Raw genomic sequence first — 20,536 nt, forward strand, 5'->3', positions numbered from 1 at the left:
ATTCTTTATAAAAGTGAATCAAGCGCCTGTTTCACATCCGCCGTTAAATCTTCAGTATCCTCAATACCGACTGAGATCCGCACGAGCCCGTCGGTAATGCCAAGCGCAAGCCGGCGGTCGCGCGGGATCGAAGCGTGCGTCATTCTGGACGGCACGGAGATTAAGCTTTCAACCGCTCCTAAACTTTCCGCGATCGTAAACAGGTTCAATTTTTCTAAAAACGCGTCGACGCGTTCGCTGCTGCCGACATCAAAGGAAATCATTCCGCCGAAACCGGAGCTTTGCGCTTTTGTCAGCTCATGGCCCGGATGTTTCGCTGATCCCGGATAATAGAGCGTTTGAACGGCATCATGCGCTTCAAGCAGCTCGGCGATTTTCCCGGCGCTGTGATTGATGGCATCCATTCTGAGTCCCAGTGTTTTAATGCCTCTCATTAAGAGCCATGAATCCTGCGGTCCTAAAACGCCGCCTGTTGAGTTTTGCACGTAATGAAGCTTTTCACCGAGCTCTTTATCAGCCGTGACGACTAAGCCGCCGACGACATCGCTGTGGCCGCCGAGATATTTTGTCGCGCTGTGCAGCACGATGTCCGCGCCGAAGCTGAGCGGCTGCTGGAAATACGGCGTGTAAAACGTATTATCGACGATAAGCAATACGCCCGCTTCTTTTGCGATGTCAGACATCAGTTTGAGGTCAGTCACTTTCAATAGCGGGTTTGTCGGTGTTTCGATATAAATGGCTTTCGTATTCGGGCGGATGGCTTTTTGGACTTTTTCTTTGCTGCTCGTATCGACAAAGTCCGCTTCAATGCCGAAGCGGTTCAGCACACCTGTCATCACCCTGTAAGTGCCGCCGTATACATCATCCGTCAAAATAACATGATCGCCGCTGTCAAACAGCATCATGACGGCAGTAATCGCAGCCATGCCTGAGCCGAACGCATATCCCGCCGCGCCGCCTTCAAGCTCCGCAATTAAGCTTTCAAGCGCCGTCCGCGTCGGATTGGCCGTTCTTGAATATTCATAACCCGTGTGCTCGCCCGCTTTCGGCTGCCGGTACGTGCTTACTTGATAAATCGGTACGGAAACCGCTCCTGTTTTTTCATCTCCCGTAATTCCTCCGTGCACCATCAGCGTTTTTTTCTTCATCTTACTGACCTCCTTGAAAAATGTTTTTGCTTATATATCGATCGCTGCCGTCAGGGAAAATAGTGACAATATTTGATCCGGCGGGCGCTTTTTTCGCTTCTTCAAGCGCTGCATAAAGAGCCGCCCCTGAAGAGCTTCCGATTAAGAGGCCTTCTTTCTCGGCCGCTTCTCTGACAAGCAAAAACGCCGTATCGTCTTCCACCGTGTAAATGGCGTCAAAATGGTTCTCATCCATATAATCCGGGATAAACTCCATGCCGATGCCTTCCGTTTTATGGGCATGCGGCTCTCCGCCATTCAGGATCGAGCCTTCCGGTTCAACGATCACCGTTTTGACGGCAGGATTTTTCTCTTTTAAATAAGCTGCCGTACCGGCAAAAGTGCCGCCGGAACCAGCTCCTGCGACAAAAGCGTGGATATCCCCGCCGAGCGCGTTCCATATTTCGGGCCCGATCGTTTTATAGTAAGTCAATGGATTTACTCGGTTTTTAAATTGCAGAACGGCATAAGAATTATTAATCTCTCTCTCCAGTTCAATCGCTTTTCGAATGGCTCCCTGCATGCCTTCTTCTCTCGGCGTATGCACGATGTCCGCCCCTAGAGCTTTCATAATTTGCTGCTTTTCTCTGCTGAAATGCTCCGGGACGCAAAAAACGGCGCGAAGCTGATGCTTTCTGGCGCACAGAGCGAGTCCGATCCCGGTGTTTCCGGCAGTCGCCTCAATGATAACGCCGCCCGGTTTCACCTTTCCAGTGCGAAGCGCATCTTCAATGAGCATCCCGCCCAGCCTGTCTTTAATGCTTCCGCCCGGATTCATCATCTCAAGCTTAGCATAAACCGCTGTTCCCTCCGGTATATCAAAATGCTTGAGACGGAGCAGCGGTGTATTTCCGATCAGTTCTGTAATATCTGTTATCACGTTCAATATTAGTCCTCCTCCTGGAAAAGCGGAGGAGAACGAGAATCCCCCGCTTAGTGAATTCGTTTGATGACATTCAGGACAAGCTCAGTTGAATGAACGGCAGCCTGTTCTAAAAATTTATCAAATGAAACGTCAGATTCTTTTCCGGCAATATCAGATAAAGCTCTGATGACAACAAAAGGCGTTTTGAACTGGTGGCACACCTGTGCGACAGCCGCAGCTTCCATCTCAACCGCGTACAAATCCGCAAATTTGGCGCGTACGTCTTCAACCCGCTTCGGATCATTCATAAAAGAATCTCCCGTTGCGATTGTGCCTTTGGCGACTTGAATGCCGTTCAGTTCAGAAACCGCTTCCTCAGTAATGCTGATCAGCTTTTCATCAGCTTTGTATGCTGCCGGAAGACCCGGCACCTGTCCGTATTCATAGTCAAACGCCGTCACATCCACGTCATGATGGCGGACATCTGTTGAGATGACGACGTCGCCTACATTCAATGTATGATGAAAACCGCCCGCTGAGCCTGTGTTAATCACATAATCAGGTTTGAAACGGTCAAGCAGAAGCGTCGTGCTGATCGCCGCGTTGACTTTCCCGATACCTGATTTCAGCAAGATGACTTCGACGCCTTCATAGCTGCCAGTTGTAAACTCACAGTGAGCGATCATCTCTTGTTTTGCGTCTTTCAGTTTGCTTCTTAAAATCGTAACTTCCTCTTCCATTGCTCCGATGACTGCCAGTTTCATTTATACACAATCCCTTCGATTTACCGTTTAATCGCCTCCATTATCCAGACAAAGTCATTTTGCTGCGTAAACCGCGCGGCAAATCCCTCTTCTGAAAAGATGTTTTTCATTGTCGCGAGTGTCGGATAATGTTCCGTCTTTAAATCGTCCGCTAATTGATGATAGCCGTTTCGGCTTGCTTTTTGAATGGCTTCATCATAAGCTTCATGATCTTTAAAGACAGTATCGGCAAACACTATTTTATCATGCTTCTGAAGGATTGCGCCATACTGCTTTACAGCCGTTCGCTTTTCTTCATCGGTTAAATGATGAAAGGCGTACGAGCTGACGATGGTATCTATTTGAAAAGGCGGAGCGGGAAACTCCAGAAAATCTCCGTCACTGAACACGGCTTTGTCAGAAAGCTTGTCAGCCGCCAGTTTTCTCATTGACGGAGACGGTTCTACACCAAACACCTTTTTGTCCGCGGCGGCTAATTTCGCCGTTAAGTTCCCCGTTCCCGGTCCGAACTCTAAAACGTTTGAACCTGAAAGTGCGACAATGCTGTCAAGAATATTATCATATCCTTTAAAAACAGCAGCATATTGTTTGTCAGCCCCGTGCACTGTGGCGTCATAAGTCGCTGCCCAATCTTCAAATAAAGGAATAAATTCACGGCCCATATTTTTCACTCTCCATATTTTATAATTCCTATGAGTATAGTATGGATTAATCGTGGAACAGTTCCTATCCTATCACAAAAAAGAATGGAAGGGTACTAAAATACTCTGGGATTATTGCGCAATTACGGCAGAAAGGCTTATACTTTCATTGACTCAGAAGAAAAATCAGGAGGATCTATACTGATGAATTTTCAATTGGATTTAATCAAAGATAAAGTAGAATTTTTCGAAGCGGCATCTTTGCAGGAGCTTGAAAAGAAAATAAACGTTCAGATTGAAAACAACCAGGCGATTATGCTTCGCGTCCGTTCCGTATCCCATCAGGTGACGGCCGTTGACGGCAGAATCCTTTACAGCGCGTCGGTGCATTTTTCAGCTGACGTATGACAGAAAAAAGCAGCTGAATAATCAGCTGCTTTTTTGCGGTTATTTTAAGGTTTCTACTTTTGTCGGCTTCCAGCCTTTTTTGTCTTTCCAAGTGATGGTGACCTGATACTTTTTGCCGTTCGTTTTGTCTAAAACTTTACCCTTCGCATCTTGCGGACTTCCATTGTTTCCGAGCCATAGCACTGTCATGTGATCTTTTGACACGCCCGTTGCGTAAGAGATGGCGTCAAGCATTTCGGCCCAGTCTTCAGAGCTTGAGTCATACGTCGCCGCATGTTCTCCCGTCTGCTTTGTGCCGACCGCTTTCCATTTTGGGTTAACAATTGTTTTCTCGACATCGCTTGATGAACCGCCCTCTGTTATTTTTGCGCCTTTAAAAGGATCGCTTGAATCAGAGTCTTTTTTGCTGCTGTCATCACTTTTCGATGAATCATCGTCTTTTTTGCTGTCAGAGTCTGAAGATGAATCAGATGTGTCCTTATCCTGTTTATCTTTTTTGTCATCGTCTGATGCCGTATCTTTTTTGCTGTCTTTTATGTCTTCATCCGATGTCTGCTTCGTCTTGCCTGATGCAGGTGTTTCCTGCTTCTGGCTCGTGTCCGCTTTTTCGCTCACGTCGCCCGACGGACTGTTGATGAAGAGGCTGACGGCAACGACGACAATAAGAATAGATACGATAGCAATTAAAATGTTAAGCACCATATTTGCTTTTCTGCGCTTATCACGGTTTTCAAAACGAGATTGTTTATTGCTCAATCATTCTGCACTCCTTTATCCCTCTTGCTCAGCATATATTTTAACATGGGCTGAGCGGTTGTTCTATGTCTGATTTATTTCATTTTCATGTACCTTTTTAACAATATCATAAAACACTGTATTTGTCAGAGCCTTATCCCCCGGCGTGTCCATGTGCAGCACCACGAGAGCGTATTTCGGCTTGTCCGCGGGAAAGTATCCCGCAAACCATTTGTGGTAAAGCGTCTGTTTTTCTTTTGTGAACATTCCCGTCTGGGCCGTTCCCGATTTGCCTGCTATCTCATACGGCAGATCCTGAAACCTTCGGCCGGTTCCTTTCGGTGAGGTGACGACTTCTCTGAGAATTTTTTGAAGCTGCTGCGCCGTATATTTGTCGATGTTTTCCCCTTTTAACGGCTGATCTTTGAATGACGCCATCGTCGTTTTGTTTTTGTATTCAATTTTGTCCGCGATTTTGACTTGTTTTTTTTCACCGCCGCGCGCGATCGCCGCCATCATATTGGCGACTTCAAGAGGCGTGACTTTCACGTTTTTTTGCCCGATCGCCGTCTGTGCGACGGCTTTTTTTACGGTTTTGTCTTTGTCATCTCCCCAAATGACCCCGCTTTTTTCATTATACAGCTGCCTGAATCGGTCTTCCCGGTACAGCTTGCCTTCCCAGCCCGCCCGCTGGGTGAGACCGAGTTTTTCCGCCATGTTTTCAATAACGGAATCATCTTTTTTGATCAATTTTTCCGCAAGACTTGTAAACGTATAATTGCAGCTTTGGGCAAAGCTTTCTCCAAAACTGAGCGTGCCTTTGTCATCCCCCGGCTCTCCGTACAGGTTGAGATTGCAGTTAAAGGATGTGCCCGGCTTCACTTCGTTTTGTTCTATTGCGGCTGCGGCGATCACCGTTTTAAATACTGATCCCGGATAAATCGGCGTCAGCATGTAATTTTGCAATGTCTGCTGCTTTGACATGTCGGCGTCAGGCTTAGAGACCATTCCGAGCACACTGCTTTTTTCAATGTCTAAAAGGACGGCTCCCCCCTTTTTTAACCCGCGGTCTTTCAATACATCTTCCATTGCTTTTTGAATATTGCGGTCGATGGAGGTTTTGACTTGCAGCGGATAAAACGCGTTTGCTTCAGCCGTATATTTGACGTCCATTCCGAATAAAGGGTTTCCCCTTCCGTCGACATGATACAAAAGTTTTGTGTCCTGATCCGCAAGTAAAAACTCATCAAACGTCCGCTCCATCCCGCTTGTCCCGATTTTTGCCGTGATCGGCAGTTCCTTCCTGCCGGGGTATTTCTTTTTCAAAAGCTCAGGGTCCTGGTTTGTCGCGCCAAACAAATGAGCGGCTATGTTTGTTTCTTTGCTGTCTTTCATATATACGCCGTAAATGCCGGGATATTTCAAAGAATTGATATTTGACACGGATTGTTTCGTCAAATGTTTTATTTTTCTGCTGTTCAGGATCACCGGTTTTTTTGCTTCCGTGAGCAGCTGCCTGAGCTCCCCCTGTTTCATTCCGAGAATGTCTGATACCCGGTCAACCGGCCAATCCTGCGTCACGAGAAAGGGAAACAGTATGACGGCAGGCTGCTTTTTTCCGGTCAGTTCTTTGCCGTTCCGATCAAGAAAAGAGCCGCGTCCGTCTGAAATAAGGACTTCTTCCGTCCGCTGCTTGACGCTCTCCTGAATCAGATTAATATTGGATTTTGAAAAAGATTCTGTGAAAAACAGCTGAATTTCAGCCAGCCTCGCAAGCAGAAAGAAAAACACGAGCAGAAAACAAATCACGGCCGCTTTCAGCCTTTTTGATACGATCATAAAAACACCTCATCCACATTTTGGACGAGGTGTTTCATTGTTAAACGGATCTTATGAAATTTTCACAATTTTCACGAGCATTTCTCCGCCCGGCGTCTGAACTGTCACTTCTTCGTCCACTTTTCTGCCGAGCAGGCTTTTGGCGATTGGCGAGTCGTTTGAAATTTTCCCTTCAAACGGATCAGCTTCAGCGCTTCCGACAATCGTGTAAGATTCTTCTTCACCGTCCGGCAATTCGATGAATGATACGGTTTTTCCCAAACCGACTACATTTGAACCGCCGTCGTCCTCGATGATCTTCGCATTGCGGATCATGTTTTCAAGCGTCGTGATGCGCCCTTCCACAAATGCCTGTTCTTCTTTTGCGGAATCATACTCAGAGTTCTCTGACAGATCTCCGAAGCTTCTTGCGATTTTAATGCGTTCTACTACTTCTTTACGTTTAACCGTTTTCAATTGCTCTAATTCTTGTTCAAGTTTTTGTTTTCCTTCGTGAGTCATCGGAAAAACTTTTTCTTGTGCCATGTTCCTTCACTCCTTGGTGGTTGTCCCTCAACAATAACGTGTGATTATGTATGAGAGCATAAACGAAAAAATCAAGAATGAGAACACAGGGCAGTCCTCGTTCTTCTCTCCCATATAGGTACTGTTTATCTTAAACTGAATATGTGTTTTCTGCAAATGTTTCGGTTTATAAACAGGGAAAGAAGGGAACTGTCTCATTCCCTTCCAGCCTATACATAATATGGTCTGAGTTATTTATGTCTATGCTATGGTATTACAAAATTGCATTTTGTTCAAGGATCGTTTGAATCTTCGTGACCATCAGATCAATCGCGACGTGGTTTTGCCCGCCTTCCGGAATAATGATGTCCGCGTAGCGTTTCGTCGGTTCAACAAACTGATTGTGCATCGGTCTGACGACGGACACATACTGCTCAATGACAGAATCGATTGAACGGCCTCTTTCGTTAATATCTCTCATAATCCGTCTGATGATACGGAGATCCGCGTCCGTGTCGACATAAAGTTTCATATCCATGAGGTCGCGAAGCCTTTTATCTTCGAGAACGAGAATGCCTTCCAGAATAATGACATCCTTCGGCTCAACCGGAATGGTTTCCTCAGATCGCGTATGCAGTTTATAATCATAAATCGGCTTTTCTATCGGCCGGTAATTCAAAAGCTCTTGAATATGCTCGATTAAATAGTCATTATCAAATGCGAGCGGGTGATCATAGTTTGTGTTCAGCCTTTCTTCAAACGGAAGATGGCTTTGGTCTTTATAATAAAGGTCTTGCTGGATCATTAAAATCGAGTGTCCTTTAAACTGTTCATAGATGGAACGGGTGACGCTTGTTTTTCCTGATCCGGAACCTCCTGCGATGCCTATAACTACAGGACTCTTACCCATTGGTGATTACTTCCCCTTTCTCATCATGTTGCTCGGATAAATCTTTTTGTCTACTTTAAATGTAACGATTTGCAGGGGATGGCGGGCAGCATCAAGCTCGTTTCCGTCTTCGTCCCAAATAGTGCCGATTGTGAATGTGAAATTGTCGATTTCAGGACCGAAAAATTCCACTTCGTCACCTTGTTTAAAGAAATTGCGCTGCTGGAGCGTCACCATTTGAGTTTCCTCGTTATACGCGAGCACGAGACCGGCAAAATCAAATGTTGTTTTCTTTCCGTGTTCACCGAACATCTGCTCTTCATACCCGGGCGTGCCTTCAAAGAAAGCAGGCGCGGTATCCCGGTTTGCACATTTGTCCAGCTCATCCAGCCATTCTTTTTGAATGACAAAGTTCTCAGGATCAGCGCAGTATGCGTCGATGACTTTGCGATACACGCTGACAACCGTCGCAACGTAATGAATTGATTTCATCCGGCCTTCAATTTTCAGGCTGTCGATGCCCATCTCGATCATTTGCGGAATGGATTCAATCAATTTTAAATCTTTCGGGCTCATCGCAAACGGAGCGTCTTCTTCGCCATAGAGCGCGACCGCGTTTGCACCGTCTGTCTGATACAGGTCATAATCCCAGCGGCAGGACTGACAGCAGCCGCCGCGGTTGGAATCCCGGGCTGTCATGTGATTGCTCAGCACGCATCGGCCTGAATAAGCAATACACATGGCGCCGTGGATAAAGGTTTCAATTTCAATATCCACCTTTTCCTTCATTTCTTTAATTTCCAGTCCGCTCGTTTCACGGGCAAGCACCACGCGGTCAAGCCCTTCTTCTTTCCAGAACTGCACCGCTTTCCAGTTGGAAAGGGACTGCTGTGTGCTGAGGTGAATTTCTACGTCCGGGGCCACTCTCCGGCATGTTTCAATAATCAGCGGATCAGCGACGATAATTCCGGCAACTTTTGCGTCTCCCAACGCTTTTAAGTATTCTTCCAGACCGTCCATATTTTCATTATGGGCGAAAATGTTTGTTGTCACATATATTTTCGCCCCGTATTTTTTGGCAAATTCTACGCCCTCTGCGATTTCTTCTATTGAGAAGTTATCCGCATTTGAGCGGAGTCCGTATTCCTGTCCTCCGATAAAAACCGCGTCCGCTCCGTAATGAACGGCAATTTTTAATTTTTCAAGGTTTCCTGCCGGAGCAAGGAGTTCAGGTTTTTTCGTAATGACGCGTTTTCCGTTTACGACTTTGGAAATGGTTTGATTTACGGCTGTCATCCGTTGCACCCTCCTTTTTAATAGACCGTTTCTTTAAAGAAGAATCCTGTGTCGATGCTTCTGTTCACAGGCTGAATGCTTTCAATCCGCTCTATCCAGCTCTCTTTTTTCTCTTCGTATGTCTCTCGGCTCTCGAAGCACAAATCGATTGCTTCTCTGTACATGCGGGTCACTTCAGTTAAGTATTCAGGAGACTTCAAAACTCCGTCGATTTTAAAAGAATCGATGCCGGCGTCCATCAGGTCCTCTAATTCATCAATCATGCACACATCGTTCGGGCTCATGATGTGCGTGCCGTTTTCATCTTCAAAAATCGGGTATTTATTGCCCCGTTCCTTGTCATGCAGAAACATCCCCGCTTCTTTTTTCTTCTGTTCGATGTCCATGACTTTACCCTGGTATTCGAAGTAATGGCCCACTAAAGAACGCTTCGATTGGAACATGCACGTCATGCCGTGGATTTGAATTTCAATTTCCACTTCGGCGTTTTCTTTTATGTCAATGATGCTGTCCATATTTAATTCCTTAGCCAGCACTGCCCGCCGTGCCCCTTTGCGTCCCCAGTAATTGCAGGAATAGTAGTTGGTTCCCGTTGTTTCCGTGCTCCAGTGCAGTTTAAGCTCGGGAGCCGCTTCACGCGCCGCCATTAAAACGGCCGGATCACCGAAAACAGCCGCATCAACGCCGGCCTCCTGCAAAAAGGCAAGATAGCCGTTCAGCTCGTCCACTTTTTCGTTGTGAAAAATAGCATTGACGGCGGCGTACACTTTCGCGCCTTCCTGATGAGCTGTTTTTACGGCTTCTTTTATATCTTCTCTTGAAAATTCACCGGCCAGTCTCAGGCCGTATCTCTGTTCTCCGACTAACAGGGCCGTTGCGCCCGCTTGAATGAGCGGAAGAATATCCTGTACAGAAGTCGGAGTCACCAAAAGTTCAGGTTTTTTCATGATCCTTCACCTCTTCTTTTTACTGATGGCGATGCCGTCTCCGACCGGCAGTATGACCGTTTGATAGTCAGGCCGGTCCATCAGCCATTGGTTATATTGATCAATTTTTTCAACAAGCTTCCGTCTTCTTTTCGGCTCAATGTCCGAGTGATTTTGTGCCACCAGCCCTTTAAACAGAACATTGTCCGTAAAAATGACTCCATCCGGCGCAAGCATCGGTTCATAGAGCTCAAAAAAGTTCGTGTACTGGCCTTTGGCCGCGTCGATAAAAATGGCATCATAAGGAGCCGTGACACGGACAGACTCAGAAAGTTCCAGCGCATCCCCGTGCATTACGTGAATCCGGTTTTCCATTTCAAAGTCTTTTATATTGTTCACAGCTTCTTCATAGCGTTTGTCGTCCCGTTCAATCGTGTAAATATTCGCATCCGGAAGCTCAAGCGCCATCCGTATGGCGGAATATCCGATTGCCGCGCCGATTTCCAAAATGTTTTTCGCCTGTTGAATCGACAGCATTTGAAGCAGCACTTCAATGCCCGCTTCTTCCATAATCGGAACATGGTGCTCCTTTGCATAGGCTTCAAGCTTTTTCACTTTATCAGGCCGAGGCTTCAGCATCGCGTTTATATACTCGTTTATTTGTTCATACCGATCATTCACGGCAAACAGCCTCCGTTCTAAAAAGGAGTGCCCCTGACGAATCCGCGGGGACACTCTCTTAAGACACTTCTTTATCCATAAGTAAACAACCCGATATATTTTATCATAAAACCTTTCAGAATGGAATAAAAGGAGAGCTTTTGCCCTCCTTTTATTCGCTGTCTTTTTTGGAAATATACTTTTCCTTCGCTTTATTATGGTCTTTTAATGTTTTGGTGAAAACGACCTCGCCGTTTGATTTTGCAAGGAAATAAAGATAATCCGTTTTGTCAGGGCGGAGAGCCGCTTCCCATGATGAATCACCGGCATTTGCAATCGGTCCCGGCGGCAGCCCCTTATGTTTATACGTATTAAACGGAGAATCAATTTTCAGGTCTTTGTAGTAGACCCGGCTTTTATGCTTACCGGCCGCATATAATACCGTCGGGTCAGTCTGCAGCGGCATTTTTTCTTCGAGCCTATTGTAAAAAACGCTGGCGATTTTGTGACGGTCGGCTTTGGCGGTGGCTTCTTCTTCAATAAGCGATGCCATCGTCAGAGCGTTATGGACGGAAAGTTTCTTTTTTTCAAGTTCAGATTTATACGTTTCGATACGGTTGTTTGTTTCCTGAACCATTGCCGTCAAAATCGTGTCAAGCGATGCATCCGGATCATTAAACGGATATGTGGCCGGATACAGATAGCCTTCGAGCGGATGCTTGAGCTTCTTGTTTGAAAGCGCGTCCGTTATCGTATCAGGAAACTGTTTTTTCAGTTTGCCGATGAATGTTTTGTCATCCAGTTTCGCCATGATCTCTTCTTTTGAATATGATGTTTCTTTTGCGATCGCATCCGCAATCTGTGTAAGCTGTTTTCCTTCAGGAACGGAGATCTGAAAGGCATATCCCGTTGATCCCGCGGTCAGTTTTTTGATAATCGCATCCGCATCCATTCCTTTATTCAGGTGGTAAAATCCCGCCTGAAACCCGGAAGCGCCTTTATACTTCACATACAGCTGAAATGCTTTTTTGCTTTTGATGACATGCTGATCCTCAAGAATTTCAGCGATTGCCGAAACGGAAGAACCGCTCGGAATATTAATATTGACTGCCGTTTTGCTGCCTTTGTCAACCGGGGACAGCAGAGATTTCCCATAGAAAAAAGCACCGCAAATGATGATAAGCAGAGCGATCACGGAGGACAGTATTATCGTCGTTTTTTTGTTTTTACGCGGAAATGAATTTTTAGTCTGATTGATATTCATACAAGTATTTTCCTCCCAACAGCTCTTATACTACATGATTCATGTGCATTCGGCAATTTATTACAAAAAAAAGCCGAAGCGCATATGCGCTCCGGCTTTTTCCGTTCATTTTATTCTTCGTCTTCTTCCGCTAAAAACGTGTTCAGCGTTTCTTCGATCATTTCCCACTCTTCATCGGTTTCAATCGGCATCAGTTCGCCGTCTTCACCGTTTTCGTTCGGTTCGAAACTTGAAGCGTGAATTTCGATTTCATCATCGTCTTGAGCATCAATCGGATAATAAAGTACGTAAGATTTGTTAAATGTGTCGTTTTCAAATGTGAACAGCACTTCGCAAAGCTGTTCGTTGCCTTGATCATCGACAATTGTAATGTGTTTTTCGCCGTGTTCCATTTCTTTTCACCTCTTAGTTTAAACTGTCCAGATATCCTTGAAGGATCATGACAGCCGCCATTTTATCAATGACTTTTTTTCGTTTTTGCCTGCTGACGTCAGCCGCGATCAGCATTTTTTCAGCCGCCATCGTCGTCAGACGCTCGTCCCACAGCACAACAGGGACATTGTACGCTGTTTCAAGCAGTTTCGCAAATGTTTGGCTGGCTTCGCCTCTCGGACCGATCGTCCCGTTCATGTTTTTCGGAAAACCGAGCACGATCTTCTCTACATTATAGTCTTTCATCAGCTCGGATAAACGGTCCAGACCGTAATCTCCTTCAGCCTCGTTTATTTTTATCGTCTCAATGCCCTGAGCGGTCCAGCCCATTTCATCGCTTAAAGCTACGCCGAGTGTTTTCGTTCCAAGATCAAGTCCCAATATTCTCATGAATGTATTTACGCCTCTTTATGCTGTTCTAGATAGGATTTTACCAATTCCTCAATTAATTCGTCACGTTCCAGTTTGCGAATTAAGTTCCGGGCGTCGCGATGCCTAGGAATGTATGCAGGATCTCCAGACAGCAAGTATCCGACAATCTGGTTGATAGGATTGTACCCCTTTTCCTGAAGCGCATCATATACCGTATTCAGCACTTCTTCGACGTTTGTTTCAGCAGAATCATCGGAGAAATTAAATTTCATCGTTTTATCAAACGAGCTCACCGTTTTGCACCTCTTTCCCAAATTCGCAGGCAAAGTTCAGCCTGAGGTCCTCATCTTATCATCATTCTACACTAGTTGAAAGGATTATAAAACGGATTTTATCCAATCTTCCGCAGATGCCAGCGCCTCTTCCAATTTTTCAGGCTGCTTTCCGCCGGCCTGCGCCATGTCCGGACGGCCTCCGCCTCCTCCTCCGCAGACTTCAGCCGCTTGTTTGACCATTTTGCCGGCATGAAGGCCTTTTTCGATCAGGTCTTTCGTCACGCCTGCTGAAAGGTTGACTTTCTCATTTTGCACGGCGCCGAGAATGATGACTGCAGAACCGAGCTTCGCTTTCAGATCATCCACCATAGTGCGAAGGTGGTTCATGTCTTTCGCATTTACTTTTTCAGCCAGCACTTTTACGCCGCCGATGTCTTTTACTTTAGACAGAATGGCTCCGGCTTCCACATTGCCAAGTTTGCTGAGCAATGATTCATTTTCTCTTTGCGCTTCCTTCAGCTCCGCTTGAAGAGACTGAATTCGCTTCGGTACGTCTTTTACGTTTGATTTCAGCTCGTCCGCAGCATGCTGCAGAAGGCTGAGCTGGCTGTTCATTTCCTGATAAGCGCCTTTTCCTGTTACGGCTTCGATTCTTCGCGTCCCTGCGCCGATCCCTGATTCGGATACGATTTTAAACAGACCGATTTCTGCCGTATTCGTGACATGGCATCCGCCGCAAAGCTCAAGGCTGTAATCTCCGACTTGTACGACGCGGACGATATCGCCGTATTTCTCGCCGAATAGGGCCATTGCGCCCATTTCTTTCGCTTCATTGATCGGTTTCAAATCAATCGCTACCGGAATGCTCTCCCAGATTTTTTCGTTGACGATTCCTTCAATGCGTTCAAGTTCTTCTTTCGTCACTTGACCGAAATGAGAGAAGTCAAAACGCAGGCGATTTTCGGTAACGAGTGAACCCGCTTGGTTGACATGTGTGCCGAGAACGTCTTTCAGCGCCTGGTGCAGAAGATGGGTTGCCGTATGGTTTTTCACCACGCCGCTTCTCATTTGATCTTCAACTTCAGCCGTCACGCTTGCGCCTTTTTGAATCGTGCCGCTAGCCACCGTGCCTTCGTGTACATGCTGACCGTTCGGAGCTTTTTTCACGTCTTTAATGGTTACGACAGCCTGCTCGCTTCTCAGCACTCCTCTGTCACCGATCTGTCCGCCGCTTTCAGCATAGAAAGGCGTTTTGTCAAGAAGGATTTGGACGGTATCCCCTTCATGCGCCTCACTGATTAATTGCCCGTCTTGAAGGAGCTCGATCACCTTCGCTTCAGCTTTTACGGCACTGTAGCCGACAAATGTGCTTTCTGCGGTAATGTCGCGCAATGCCCCGCCCTGAACCTGCATGCTTCCTACATCTTGGCGCGCATTTCTCGCCCGTTCACGCTGTTTTTCCATTTCGGCTTCAAAGCCTTTATGGTCAACTTTCATTTGCTCATCTTCCGCGTATTCCTCCGTTAATTCAACCGGGAATCCGTACGTATCGTACAGTTTGAATACGTCTTTTCCGGAGATGATGCCGCTGCCTTTTTCCTTCTCTTTCTTTATCACGTCGGATAAAATGGCCAGACCTTCGTTTAATGTTTCGTGGAATCGCTCTTCCTCCGTTTTGATGACTTTGGCGATAAACTCTTGCTTTTCTTTCACCTCCGGATAGAAAGCGTCCATAATTCCTGCAACAGTCGGTACCAGCTCGTACATAAACGGACGGCTGATACCGATGGTTTTCGCGTATCGCACTGCCCGGCGCAAGAGGCGTCTCAGTACATACCCGCGCCCTTCATTTGACGGCAGAGCTCCGTCGCTTACCGCAAATGCGACCGTTCTGATATGATCGGCGATCACTTTAAAGGCCGTATCCTTCACTGCATCCTTTCCGTAAGCATCTCCGGAAATGCGCTCTGTTGCTTCAATAATCGGCATAAACAAATCAGTGTCAAAGTTTGTCGGGACGTCCTGAATCACGGAGACCATCCGTTCAAGCCCCATGCCCGTATCAATGTTTTTCTTCGGAAGCGGTGTGTACGTGCCGTCCGGGTTGTGGTTGAACTCTGAGAATACCAGGTTCCATACTTCAAGATAACGATCATTTTCGCCGCCCGGATACAATTCAGAATCTGACGGGTCATTGCCGTATTTCTCGCCGCGGTCATAGAAAATTTCCGTATTCGGTCCGCTCGGGCCTTCGCCGATATCCCAGAAGTTCCCTTCCAGACGAATGATTCTTTCTTCCGGAACGCCGATTTTTTCCGCCCATAGCGTATAAGCTTCTTCATCCTCAGGGTGAACCGTTACAGACAGCAGCTCCGGATCAAAGCCGATCCACTTTTCGCTCGTTAAAAACTCCCATGCCCACGTGATGGCTTCTTCTTTAAAATAATCACCGATGGAAAAGTTTCCGAGCATCTCAAAGAACGTGTGGTGGCGCGCCGTTTTCCCCACATTTTCAATATCATTTGTTCGGATTGATTTTTGCGCGTTTACAATTCTCGGATTCTCCGGCACAACGCGGCCGTCAAAGTATTTTTTCAGCGTCGCAACGCCGCTGTTGATCCATAATAAAGACGGATCTTCATGCGGAACCAATGAGGCGCTCGGTTCAACGGCATGGCCTTTTTCTTTAAAAAAATCTAAAAACATTTGACGCACTTCAGCAGAAGTTAAGTGTTTCATCTATATTCCTCCTTATCACTACCCGAAATTCTCTTTTGCGACAGCAAAAAAGCTCTCTCCCTATGCAAACCATGCGTTCACACAGGGACGAGAGCTGTCTCGCGGTACCACCCTGATTACAGGCCGAAAAAGGCCTGTCACCTTTCATCCCGTAACGCAGGACTGCGGCAGCCTTTAACTGCACTCAGGATTAGCTTCCGCCGATCTTCTGCTGAAGCTCCTTTCAGCGTATCGGAGCTTCTCTCTTAAACAGGGCTTCGGCGTACTCATATCCGTCACTCGAGATTCGTATGTATTCTACTCGAAATTATAGACAAGCAGAACCCGAATGTCAATGTTCCGTCCTGATCCGCAAAAAGTGTATGGCCGTCACTTTTAAAACGGCTGCCGCCGGTACAGCGAGAATCATGCCGGGAATGCCCGCGAGCTCTCCCCCGGCAAGGAGCGCCAGCATGATCACGACGGGGTGCATTCTGAGACTGCGCCCGACAATAAGCGGGCTCAAAATGTTTCCTTCTATAAATTGCAGAATAAAAATGGTGACGATTACGATGATCACAGCTTTAGCAGAAATCGCCAGCGAAAGGAGCAGCGCCGGTACAGCGCCGATAAACGGACCGAAATACGGGATGACATTCGTAATCCCGATGGCAAGACCCAAAATCAGCGGGTAAGGAAGCCCGAACAGCCAAAATGAAACGCCGGCTATTAACCCGAGCAAAAAACAAACGAGAAGCTGACCGCGGATGTAATCACCGAGAGAGTCGTCCACATCCCGCAGAAATTCACTCCCCCTTTTTCTCCAGGACTTCGGCGTCAAATACCAGACTGTCTTTTTCATGACGTCTATATCCTTCACCATATAGAACACGAGAAAAGGAATCGTCGCCGCGATCAGGATATAATCAAGCACGAAACGGATGCTTCTGATCGTGCTTTCAATCGTGCCGGCAAGAAACGTTTCTGTCTGCTGAATCATTTTGTCCATCCGATGGTGCATGCCGTCAGGCCAATGATCCGTGTGATTATGCAGATGCTTCAGCATACTGTTGTAGTTTTTGGCAAGACCGGGAATGCTCTCAGACAGATCCTGCAGCTGTTCAATTAAAACAGGAACCCCTTTATAAACCCCCCAGCCGATTCCGCCGAAAAACAGGCAATAAATCAGAAGCAGGCTTAAAGTTCTAGGCATCCCTTTTCTATGAAGCCATTCAGTAATCGGAAGTAAAAGATAAGCAATAAATACTGCGATGAATATAGGAATAAAGAGAGATTTTATAACAAGCCAAATGGGAGACCATAACATATCGAGCATGCAAAAGACATACACTGTTAACAAAACGAGCAGACATACAGCCGTCCACATTAAGAGCTGCAGCGGTTTTTGAAGCATGACGTTTCACCTCTTGCTTTATCTTTTGACAGAAAGCCGGAATTATTCCCGTTTCATAAACTCCGCCTTATGACGCAGACCTCTTGACGGAAATAATTATCAGAAATTACGAAATAATCTAAATAATATTCATAAAAATCTGTATAACCATCGTAATGTGTTAAAGGATTTCAAAAACTGTCCAGTCAATATGACTCATGTTTTTTTAAGGAGGATGGCCATGATTTCATTTCAGGATGTAAATAAGCACTACGGACATTTCCACGTGCTGAAAAACATTAATCTGCACATTAAAAAAGGGGAAGTCGTCGTTATCATCGGACCTTCAGGATCGGGAAAAAGCACGCTTCTCCGCTGCATTAATCAGCTGGAAACAGTTGATGGAGGCGCCTTAACGGTAAACGGCGTCTCCATCCATGACAAGAAAACGGATATAAATAAGGTCCGCCGCAATATCGGCATGGTGTTTCAGCATTTTCATCTGTACCCGCACAAAACCGTTCTGCAAAACATCATGCTCGCACCGATCAAAGTGCTTAAGCAATCAAAAGAAGAAGCAAAAGAAACGGCCTTATACTATTTGAAAAAAGTCGGTATACCGGAAAAAGCGGACGCTTATCCTTCACAGCTTTCGGGCGGCCAGCAGCAGCGTGTCGCCATCGCCAGGGGGCTTGCGATGAAGCCCGAAATTATGCTGTTTGATGAACCCACATCCGCGCTTGATCCGGAAATGATCGGGGAAGTGCTGGATGTCATGAAAACACTCGCAAAGGAAGGCATGACCATGGCAGTCGTCACACATGAAATGGGATTCGCAAAAGAAGTGGCGGACCGCATCGTGTTTATCGACGGCGGAGCCATCTTAGAAGAAGCTGCACCGGCTGAATTTTACGAAAGCCCCCGTGAAGAGAGGGCGCGTTTATTCTTAAGCCGTATTTTAAATCACTGAAAAGAAACGGAGGAGCGCTTATGTCACGCGTAACAAAATGGTTGTCATTCGGATTGATATCACTGCTGGCCATCTTTATGCTGGCAGCCTGCGGAGGGAAAGAAACGTCCGGGGATTCAAAAGGAACGGGAAAAGACACGTTAGCCTCTATTAAAGACAGAGACAAAATCATCTTCGGCGTCAAAACCGACACGAGGTTATTCGGGCTGAAAAACCCAAGCTCTGGTGATATTGAAGGCTTCGATATTGATATCTCAAAACAGCTCGCAAAAGATATTCTGGGGGATGAGAAGAAAGCGGAATTTAAAGAAGTGACGTCAAAAACGAGAATTCCGATGCTGCAAAACGGCGATATCGATGCCATCACCGCCACGATGACGATAACGGATGAGCGGAAAAAAGAAGTTGATTTCTCAGATGTTTATTTTGAAGCCGGGCAATCCCTGCTCGTCAAAAAAGGAAGCAGCATCAAAAGCACCGAAGACCTGGGAAAAGGCTCAAAAGTATTGGCGGTAAAAGGCTCTACTTCCTCACAAAACATCAGAGAAAAAGCGCCTGACGCCTCAGTGCTGGAATTTGAAAATTACGCCGAAGCGTTCACTGCGCTAAAAGCGGGACAGGGAGATGCGCTCACAACCGATAATGCGATTTTATACGGCATGGCAGATGAAAATAAACAATATCAGCTGACAGGCGAAACCTTCACCGATGAACCTTACGGAATCGCCGTCAAAAAAGGCCAATCCGGACTCATCAAGGAAATCAACGCCTCTTTGAAAAAAATGAAAGCCGACGGCAGGTACGAAAAAATCTATAAAAAATGGATTAAAGAAGAACCGGCAAAATAGAAAGGACCGCGGGATGAGCAGCTATGCTCATCCCCGTTTTATAAGGAGTGACATAGATGAACTTTTCAATTTTAACGGAAAACTTCGATATGTATATGGACGGTTTCCTGCACACATTGCTTGCGAGCTTCGTCGCGCTGGCAGGCAGTTTTGCGCTGGGCGTTCTGATCGCAGTCATGAGAATCACGGCTTTCAAACCCCTTCAATGGATCGGCACTGCGTATGTGGAATTTATCCGGAACATCCCGCTTCTCCTCATCACATTCGTTTTTTATTTCGGACTTCCGAACGCCGGGCTGAGACTGGACGGCTTTCAGGCGGGAACGATTGCGCTTACGATTTATACGTCCGCCTTTATCGCAGAAGCCATCAGAGCCGGAATTCAGACTGTCTCCAAAGGGCAGATGGAAGCGGCCAGATCGTCAGGCTTCACCTACAGTCAGGCGATGAGATACGTCATTCTTCCTCAGGCCGTAAAAATCGTGATTCCGCCGCTCGGAAACCAATTTCTCAACCTTGTCAAAAACTCATCAATACTCGGAGTGGTGGCGGGACTCGATTTGATGTATCAGGCGGATCTCGTTTCCTCAAGCACTCTTGTCGTGTTTGATGTCTATATTTTCGTCGCGCTTTTTTATTTGATATTAACGATCCCGCTCAGCATCGGGGTTCACTATTTGGAAAGACGTCTCGGAAAGAGTTATTAGAAAAGGAGAGTGAAAAACATGGATTTTAGCGGCGCCTATACACCTGACCATCTGCTGTTTTTATGGGACGGCTTTTTGGTCACACTTTATGTTGCGCTGATCTCCATTGTCCTGAGTTTTATTTTCGGGCTTGCCGCCGGCACTTTGCGCTATGCGAAAATCCCTATCGTCTCGGGCAGTATAGCGGCCATTGTGGAAACCATCCGCAACCTGCCGCTGTTATTAATCATTTTCTTTACGTTTTTTGCCCTTCCGGAAATCGGGATCAAACTGGAAATTACCGCGGCCGCCATCACGGCGCTTACGATTTTTGAATCTGCCATGCTGTCAGAAATCATCAGAAGCGGTTTGCAATCCGTTGACAAAGGACAGATTGAAGCTGCGCGTTCTTCAGGACTGACGTACACGCAAACTCTTTTTCTCGTCGTCATGCCGCAGGCGCTCAGGCGTATGGTTCCTCCGATTGTGAGCCAGTTTATTTCTTTATTAAAGGATACGTCACTTGCGGTCGTCATCGCTCTGCCCGAACTGATTCATAACGCGCAGATTTTAAACGGACAAAGCGCTGACGGGGGATATTTTTTCCCGATCTTTCTGCTGGCGGCCCTGATGTATTTCGCGGTCAATTACAGCCTGTCTATCGCGGCCAGACGGCTGGAAACGAGACAAACGTAAAAAGGATACTTCCGGAGAAGTATCCTTTTTTCTGCTTAAAACATTTTCATGACTCGTCTTCTCATCCGTTTCATACCTTTTTTATTCAGCATATCGGACTGAGAAGCCATACGATACATAACGGCTCCAGCTCCTAAAGCCAACAGAGAGGTCATTGTTCTGCCCATC

General features: G+C 46.5%; 23 protein-coding genes and 1 other annotated feature. Of the genes, 5 read left to right on the plus strand and 18 right to left on the minus strand.

Annotated features, from left to right (window positions below; genetic code table 11):
- Positions 1-5: 5 nt before the first annotated feature.
- Genes OTK50_RS08135 through OTK50_RS08150 form a run of 4 tightly spaced genes read right to left on the minus strand, consistent with a single transcriptional unit; the run spans position 6 to position 3,478 of the window.
- A complete protein-coding gene (locus OTK50_RS08135) occupies positions 6-1,148 on the minus strand; it encodes a bifunctional cystathionine gamma-lyase/homocysteine desulfhydrase (RefSeq protein ID WP_088461160.1) in 1,143 nt (380 codons plus the stop codon).
- A 1-nt stretch (position 1,149) separates the two neighbouring features.
- Positions 1,150-2,073, minus strand: coding sequence for an O-acetylserine dependent cystathionine beta-synthase (locus OTK50_RS08140; protein ID WP_224223698.1), 924 nt, complete (start codon positions 2,071-2,073; stop codon positions 1,150-1,152).
- Positions 2,074-2,120: 47 nt separating this feature from the next.
- Entirely contained in the window at positions 2,121-2,816 is a 696-nt protein-coding gene (mtnN, locus tag OTK50_RS08145; protein ID WP_003152774.1) for a 5'-methylthioadenosine/S-adenosylhomocysteine nucleosidase, read from the minus strand.
- 20 nt (positions 2,817-2,836) lie between these two features.
- Entirely contained in the window at positions 2,837-3,478 is a 642-nt protein-coding gene (locus OTK50_RS08150; protein ID WP_224223699.1) for a class I SAM-dependent methyltransferase, read from the minus strand.
- 183 nt (positions 3,479-3,661) lie between these two features.
- Here OTK50_RS08150 and OTK50_RS08155 point away from each other — a divergent pair, with 183 nt between their 5' ends.
- Positions 3,662-3,865, plus strand: coding sequence for a YrzA family protein (locus OTK50_RS08155; protein WP_003152771.1), 204 nt, complete (start codon positions 3,662-3,664; stop codon positions 3,863-3,865).
- A 39-nt stretch (positions 3,866-3,904) separates the two neighbouring features.
- Here OTK50_RS08155 and OTK50_RS08160 read toward each other — a convergent pair whose 3' ends face one another.
- The 13 genes from OTK50_RS08160 to OTK50_RS08220 all read right to left on the minus strand — a co-directional run bounded on the left by OTK50_RS08160 (position 3,905) and on the right by OTK50_RS08220 (position 17,189).
- Entirely contained in the window at positions 3,905-4,621 is a 717-nt protein-coding gene (locus tag OTK50_RS08160; RefSeq protein ID WP_014418462.1) for a YrrS family protein, read from the minus strand.
- Between the two features lie 63 nt (positions 4,622-4,684).
- The gene (locus OTK50_RS08165) at positions 4,685-6,439 is read right to left on the minus strand and encodes a peptidoglycan D,D-transpeptidase FtsI family protein (RefSeq protein ID WP_224223700.1); all 1,755 of its coding nucleotides are present in this window, start codon (positions 6,437-6,439) and stop codon (positions 4,685-4,687) included.
- 51 nt (positions 6,440-6,490) lie between these two features.
- Complete coding sequence (gene greA / locus OTK50_RS08170) at positions 6,491-6,964, minus strand: transcription elongation factor GreA (RefSeq protein WP_003152766.1); 474 nt, start codon at positions 6,962-6,964, stop codon at positions 6,491-6,493.
- A gap of 253 nt (positions 6,965-7,217) precedes the next feature.
- Positions 7,218-7,853, minus strand: a complete 636-nt coding sequence (udk, locus tag OTK50_RS08175; protein ID WP_003152763.1) for a uridine kinase — start codon at positions 7,851-7,853, stop codon at positions 7,218-7,220.
- 6 nt (positions 7,854-7,859) lie between these two features.
- A complete protein-coding gene (locus tag OTK50_RS08180; protein WP_007612788.1) occupies positions 7,860-9,128 on the minus strand; it encodes a peptidase U32 family protein in 1,269 nt (422 codons plus the stop codon).
- 17 nt (positions 9,129-9,145) lie between these two features.
- Positions 9,146-10,075 carry a peptidase U32 family protein gene (locus OTK50_RS08185; RefSeq protein ID WP_007408214.1) on the minus strand — a complete coding sequence of 310 codons (930 nt, stop codon included), beginning with the start codon at positions 10,073-10,075 and terminating at the stop codon, positions 9,146-9,148.
- 6 nt (positions 10,076-10,081) lie between these two features.
- Complete coding sequence (locus OTK50_RS08190; RefSeq protein ID WP_007612793.1) at positions 10,082-10,735, minus strand: O-methyltransferase; 654 nt, start codon at positions 10,733-10,735, stop codon at positions 10,082-10,084.
- Between the two features lie 151 nt (positions 10,736-10,886).
- Positions 10,887-11,978 (minus strand): endolytic transglycosylase MltG, encoded by a 1,092-nt coding sequence (mltG, locus tag OTK50_RS08195; RefSeq protein ID WP_045208333.1) that lies wholly within the window; start codon positions 11,976-11,978, stop codon positions 10,887-10,889.
- 110 nt (positions 11,979-12,088) lie between these two features.
- A complete protein-coding gene (locus OTK50_RS08200) occupies positions 12,089-12,370 on the minus strand; it encodes a DUF1292 domain-containing protein (protein ID WP_003152751.1) in 282 nt (93 codons plus the stop codon).
- Positions 12,371-12,383: 13 nt separating this feature from the next.
- Positions 12,384-12,800 carry a Holliday junction resolvase RuvX gene (gene ruvX, locus OTK50_RS08205; protein WP_003152750.1) on the minus strand — a complete coding sequence of 139 codons (417 nt, stop codon included), beginning with the start codon at positions 12,798-12,800 and terminating at the stop codon, positions 12,384-12,386.
- Between the two features lie 8 nt (positions 12,801-12,808).
- The gene (locus OTK50_RS08210; RefSeq protein WP_012118070.1) at positions 12,809-13,075 is read right to left on the minus strand and encodes an IreB family regulatory phosphoprotein; all 267 of its coding nucleotides are present in this window, start codon (positions 13,073-13,075) and stop codon (positions 12,809-12,811) included.
- An 84-nt stretch (positions 13,076-13,159) separates the two neighbouring features.
- Positions 13,160-15,796, minus strand: a complete 2,637-nt coding sequence (gene alaS / locus OTK50_RS08215) for an alanine--tRNA ligase (RefSeq protein ID WP_224223701.1) — start codon at positions 15,794-15,796, stop codon at positions 13,160-13,162.
- 80 nt (positions 15,797-15,876) lie between these two features.
- Positions 15,877-16,084: a binding site (T-box leader), on the minus strand.
- A 43-nt stretch (positions 16,085-16,127) separates the two neighbouring features.
- Positions 16,128-17,189: an AI-2E family transporter gene (locus OTK50_RS08220; protein WP_007612803.1), complete on the minus strand. Its 1,062-nt coding sequence runs from the start codon at positions 17,187-17,189 to the stop codon at positions 16,128-16,130.
- Between the two features lie 220 nt (positions 17,190-17,409).
- Between OTK50_RS08220 and OTK50_RS08225 the strand changes: the two genes are divergently transcribed.
- Genes OTK50_RS08225 through OTK50_RS08240 form a run of 4 tightly spaced genes read left to right on the plus strand, consistent with a single transcriptional unit; the run spans position 17,410 to position 20,368 of the window.
- Positions 17,410-18,138: an amino acid ABC transporter ATP-binding protein gene (locus tag OTK50_RS08225; protein WP_007408209.1), complete on the plus strand. Its 729-nt coding sequence runs from the start codon at positions 17,410-17,412 to the stop codon at positions 18,136-18,138.
- A gap of 20 nt (positions 18,139-18,158) precedes the next feature.
- Positions 18,159-18,986 (plus strand): transporter substrate-binding domain-containing protein, encoded by an 828-nt coding sequence (locus OTK50_RS08230; protein ID WP_224223702.1) that lies wholly within the window; start codon positions 18,159-18,161, stop codon positions 18,984-18,986.
- 56 nt (positions 18,987-19,042) lie between these two features.
- The gene (locus OTK50_RS08235; protein WP_007612807.1) at positions 19,043-19,693 is read left to right on the plus strand and encodes an amino acid ABC transporter permease; all 651 of its coding nucleotides are present in this window, start codon (positions 19,043-19,045) and stop codon (positions 19,691-19,693) included.
- Positions 19,694-19,711: 18 nt separating this feature from the next.
- On the plus strand, positions 19,712-20,368 hold the full coding sequence (locus tag OTK50_RS08240; protein WP_224223703.1) for an amino acid ABC transporter permease: 657 nt from the start codon (positions 19,712-19,714) through the stop codon (positions 20,366-20,368).
- A gap of 35 nt (positions 20,369-20,403) precedes the next feature.
- Here the strand turns inward: OTK50_RS08240 and OTK50_RS08245 are convergent, their stop codons facing one another.
- The gene (locus OTK50_RS08245) at positions 20,404-20,535 is read right to left on the minus strand and encodes a YrzQ family protein (RefSeq protein ID WP_003152741.1); all 132 of its coding nucleotides are present in this window, start codon (positions 20,533-20,535) and stop codon (positions 20,404-20,406) included.
- Between the last annotated feature and the right edge of the window lies 1 nt (position 20,536).

The sequence above is a fragment of the Bacillus sp. NEAU-CP5 genome (assembly GCF_026420705.1).
GTDB lineage: Bacteria > Bacillota > Bacilli > Bacillales > Bacillaceae > Bacillus > Bacillus velezensis.

Coding starts and splice junctions, on each gene's coding strand:
- OTK50_RS08135 (WP_088461160.1), bottom strand. CDS start 1,148: ATGAAGAAAAAAACGCTGATGGTGCACGGAGGAATTACGGGAGATGAA.
- mtnN (WP_003152774.1), bottom strand. CDS start 2,816: ATGAAACTGGCAGTCATCGGAGCAATGGAAGAGGAAGTTACGATTTTA.
- OTK50_RS08150 (WP_224223699.1), bottom strand. CDS start 3,478: ATGGGCCGTGAATTTATTCCTTTATTTGAAGATTGGGCAGCGACTTAT.
- OTK50_RS08155 (WP_003152771.1), top strand. CDS start 3,662: ATGAATTTTCAATTGGATTTAATCAAAGATAAAGTAGAATTTTTCGAA.
- OTK50_RS08165 (WP_224223700.1), bottom strand. CDS start 6,439: ATGATCGTATCAAAAAGGCTGAAAGCGGCCGTGATTTGTTTTCTGCTC.
- greA (WP_003152766.1), bottom strand. CDS start 6,964: ATGGCACAAGAAAAAGTTTTTCCGATGACTCACGAAGGAAAACAAAAA.
- udk (WP_003152763.1), bottom strand. CDS start 7,853: ATGGGTAAGAGTCCTGTAGTTATAGGCATCGCAGGAGGTTCCGGATCA.
- OTK50_RS08180 (WP_007612788.1), bottom strand. CDS start 9,128: ATGACAGCCGTAAATCAAACCATTTCCAAAGTCGTAAACGGAAAACGC.
- OTK50_RS08185 (WP_007408214.1), bottom strand. CDS start 10,075: ATGAAAAAACCTGAACTTTTGGTGACTCCGACTTCTGTACAGGATATT.
- mltG (WP_045208333.1), bottom strand. CDS start 11,978: ATGAATATCAATCAGACTAAAAATTCATTTCCGCGTAAAAACAAAAAA.
- OTK50_RS08200 (WP_003152751.1), bottom strand. CDS start 12,370: ATGGAACACGGCGAAAAACACATTACAATTGTCGATGATCAAGGCAAC.
- ruvX (WP_003152750.1), bottom strand. CDS start 12,800: ATGAGAATATTGGGACTTGATCTTGGAACGAAAACACTCGGCGTAGCT.
- alaS (WP_224223701.1), bottom strand. CDS start 15,796: ATGAAACACTTAACTTCTGCTGAAGTGCGTCAAATGTTTTTAGATTTT.
- OTK50_RS08220 (WP_007612803.1), bottom strand. CDS start 17,189: ATGCTTCAAAAACCGCTGCAGCTCTTAATGTGGACGGCTGTATGTCTG.
- OTK50_RS08225 (WP_007408209.1), top strand. CDS start 17,410: ATGATTTCATTTCAGGATGTAAATAAGCACTACGGACATTTCCACGTG.
- OTK50_RS08230 (WP_224223702.1), top strand. CDS start 18,159: ATGTCACGCGTAACAAAATGGTTGTCATTCGGATTGATATCACTGCTG.
- OTK50_RS08235 (WP_007612807.1), top strand. CDS start 19,043: ATGAACTTTTCAATTTTAACGGAAAACTTCGATATGTATATGGACGGT.
- OTK50_RS08240 (WP_224223703.1), top strand. CDS start 19,712: ATGGATTTTAGCGGCGCCTATACACCTGACCATCTGCTGTTTTTATGG.
- OTK50_RS08245 (WP_003152741.1), bottom strand. CDS start 20,535: ATGGGCAGAACAATGACCTCTCTGTTGGCTTTAGGAGCTGGAGCCGTT.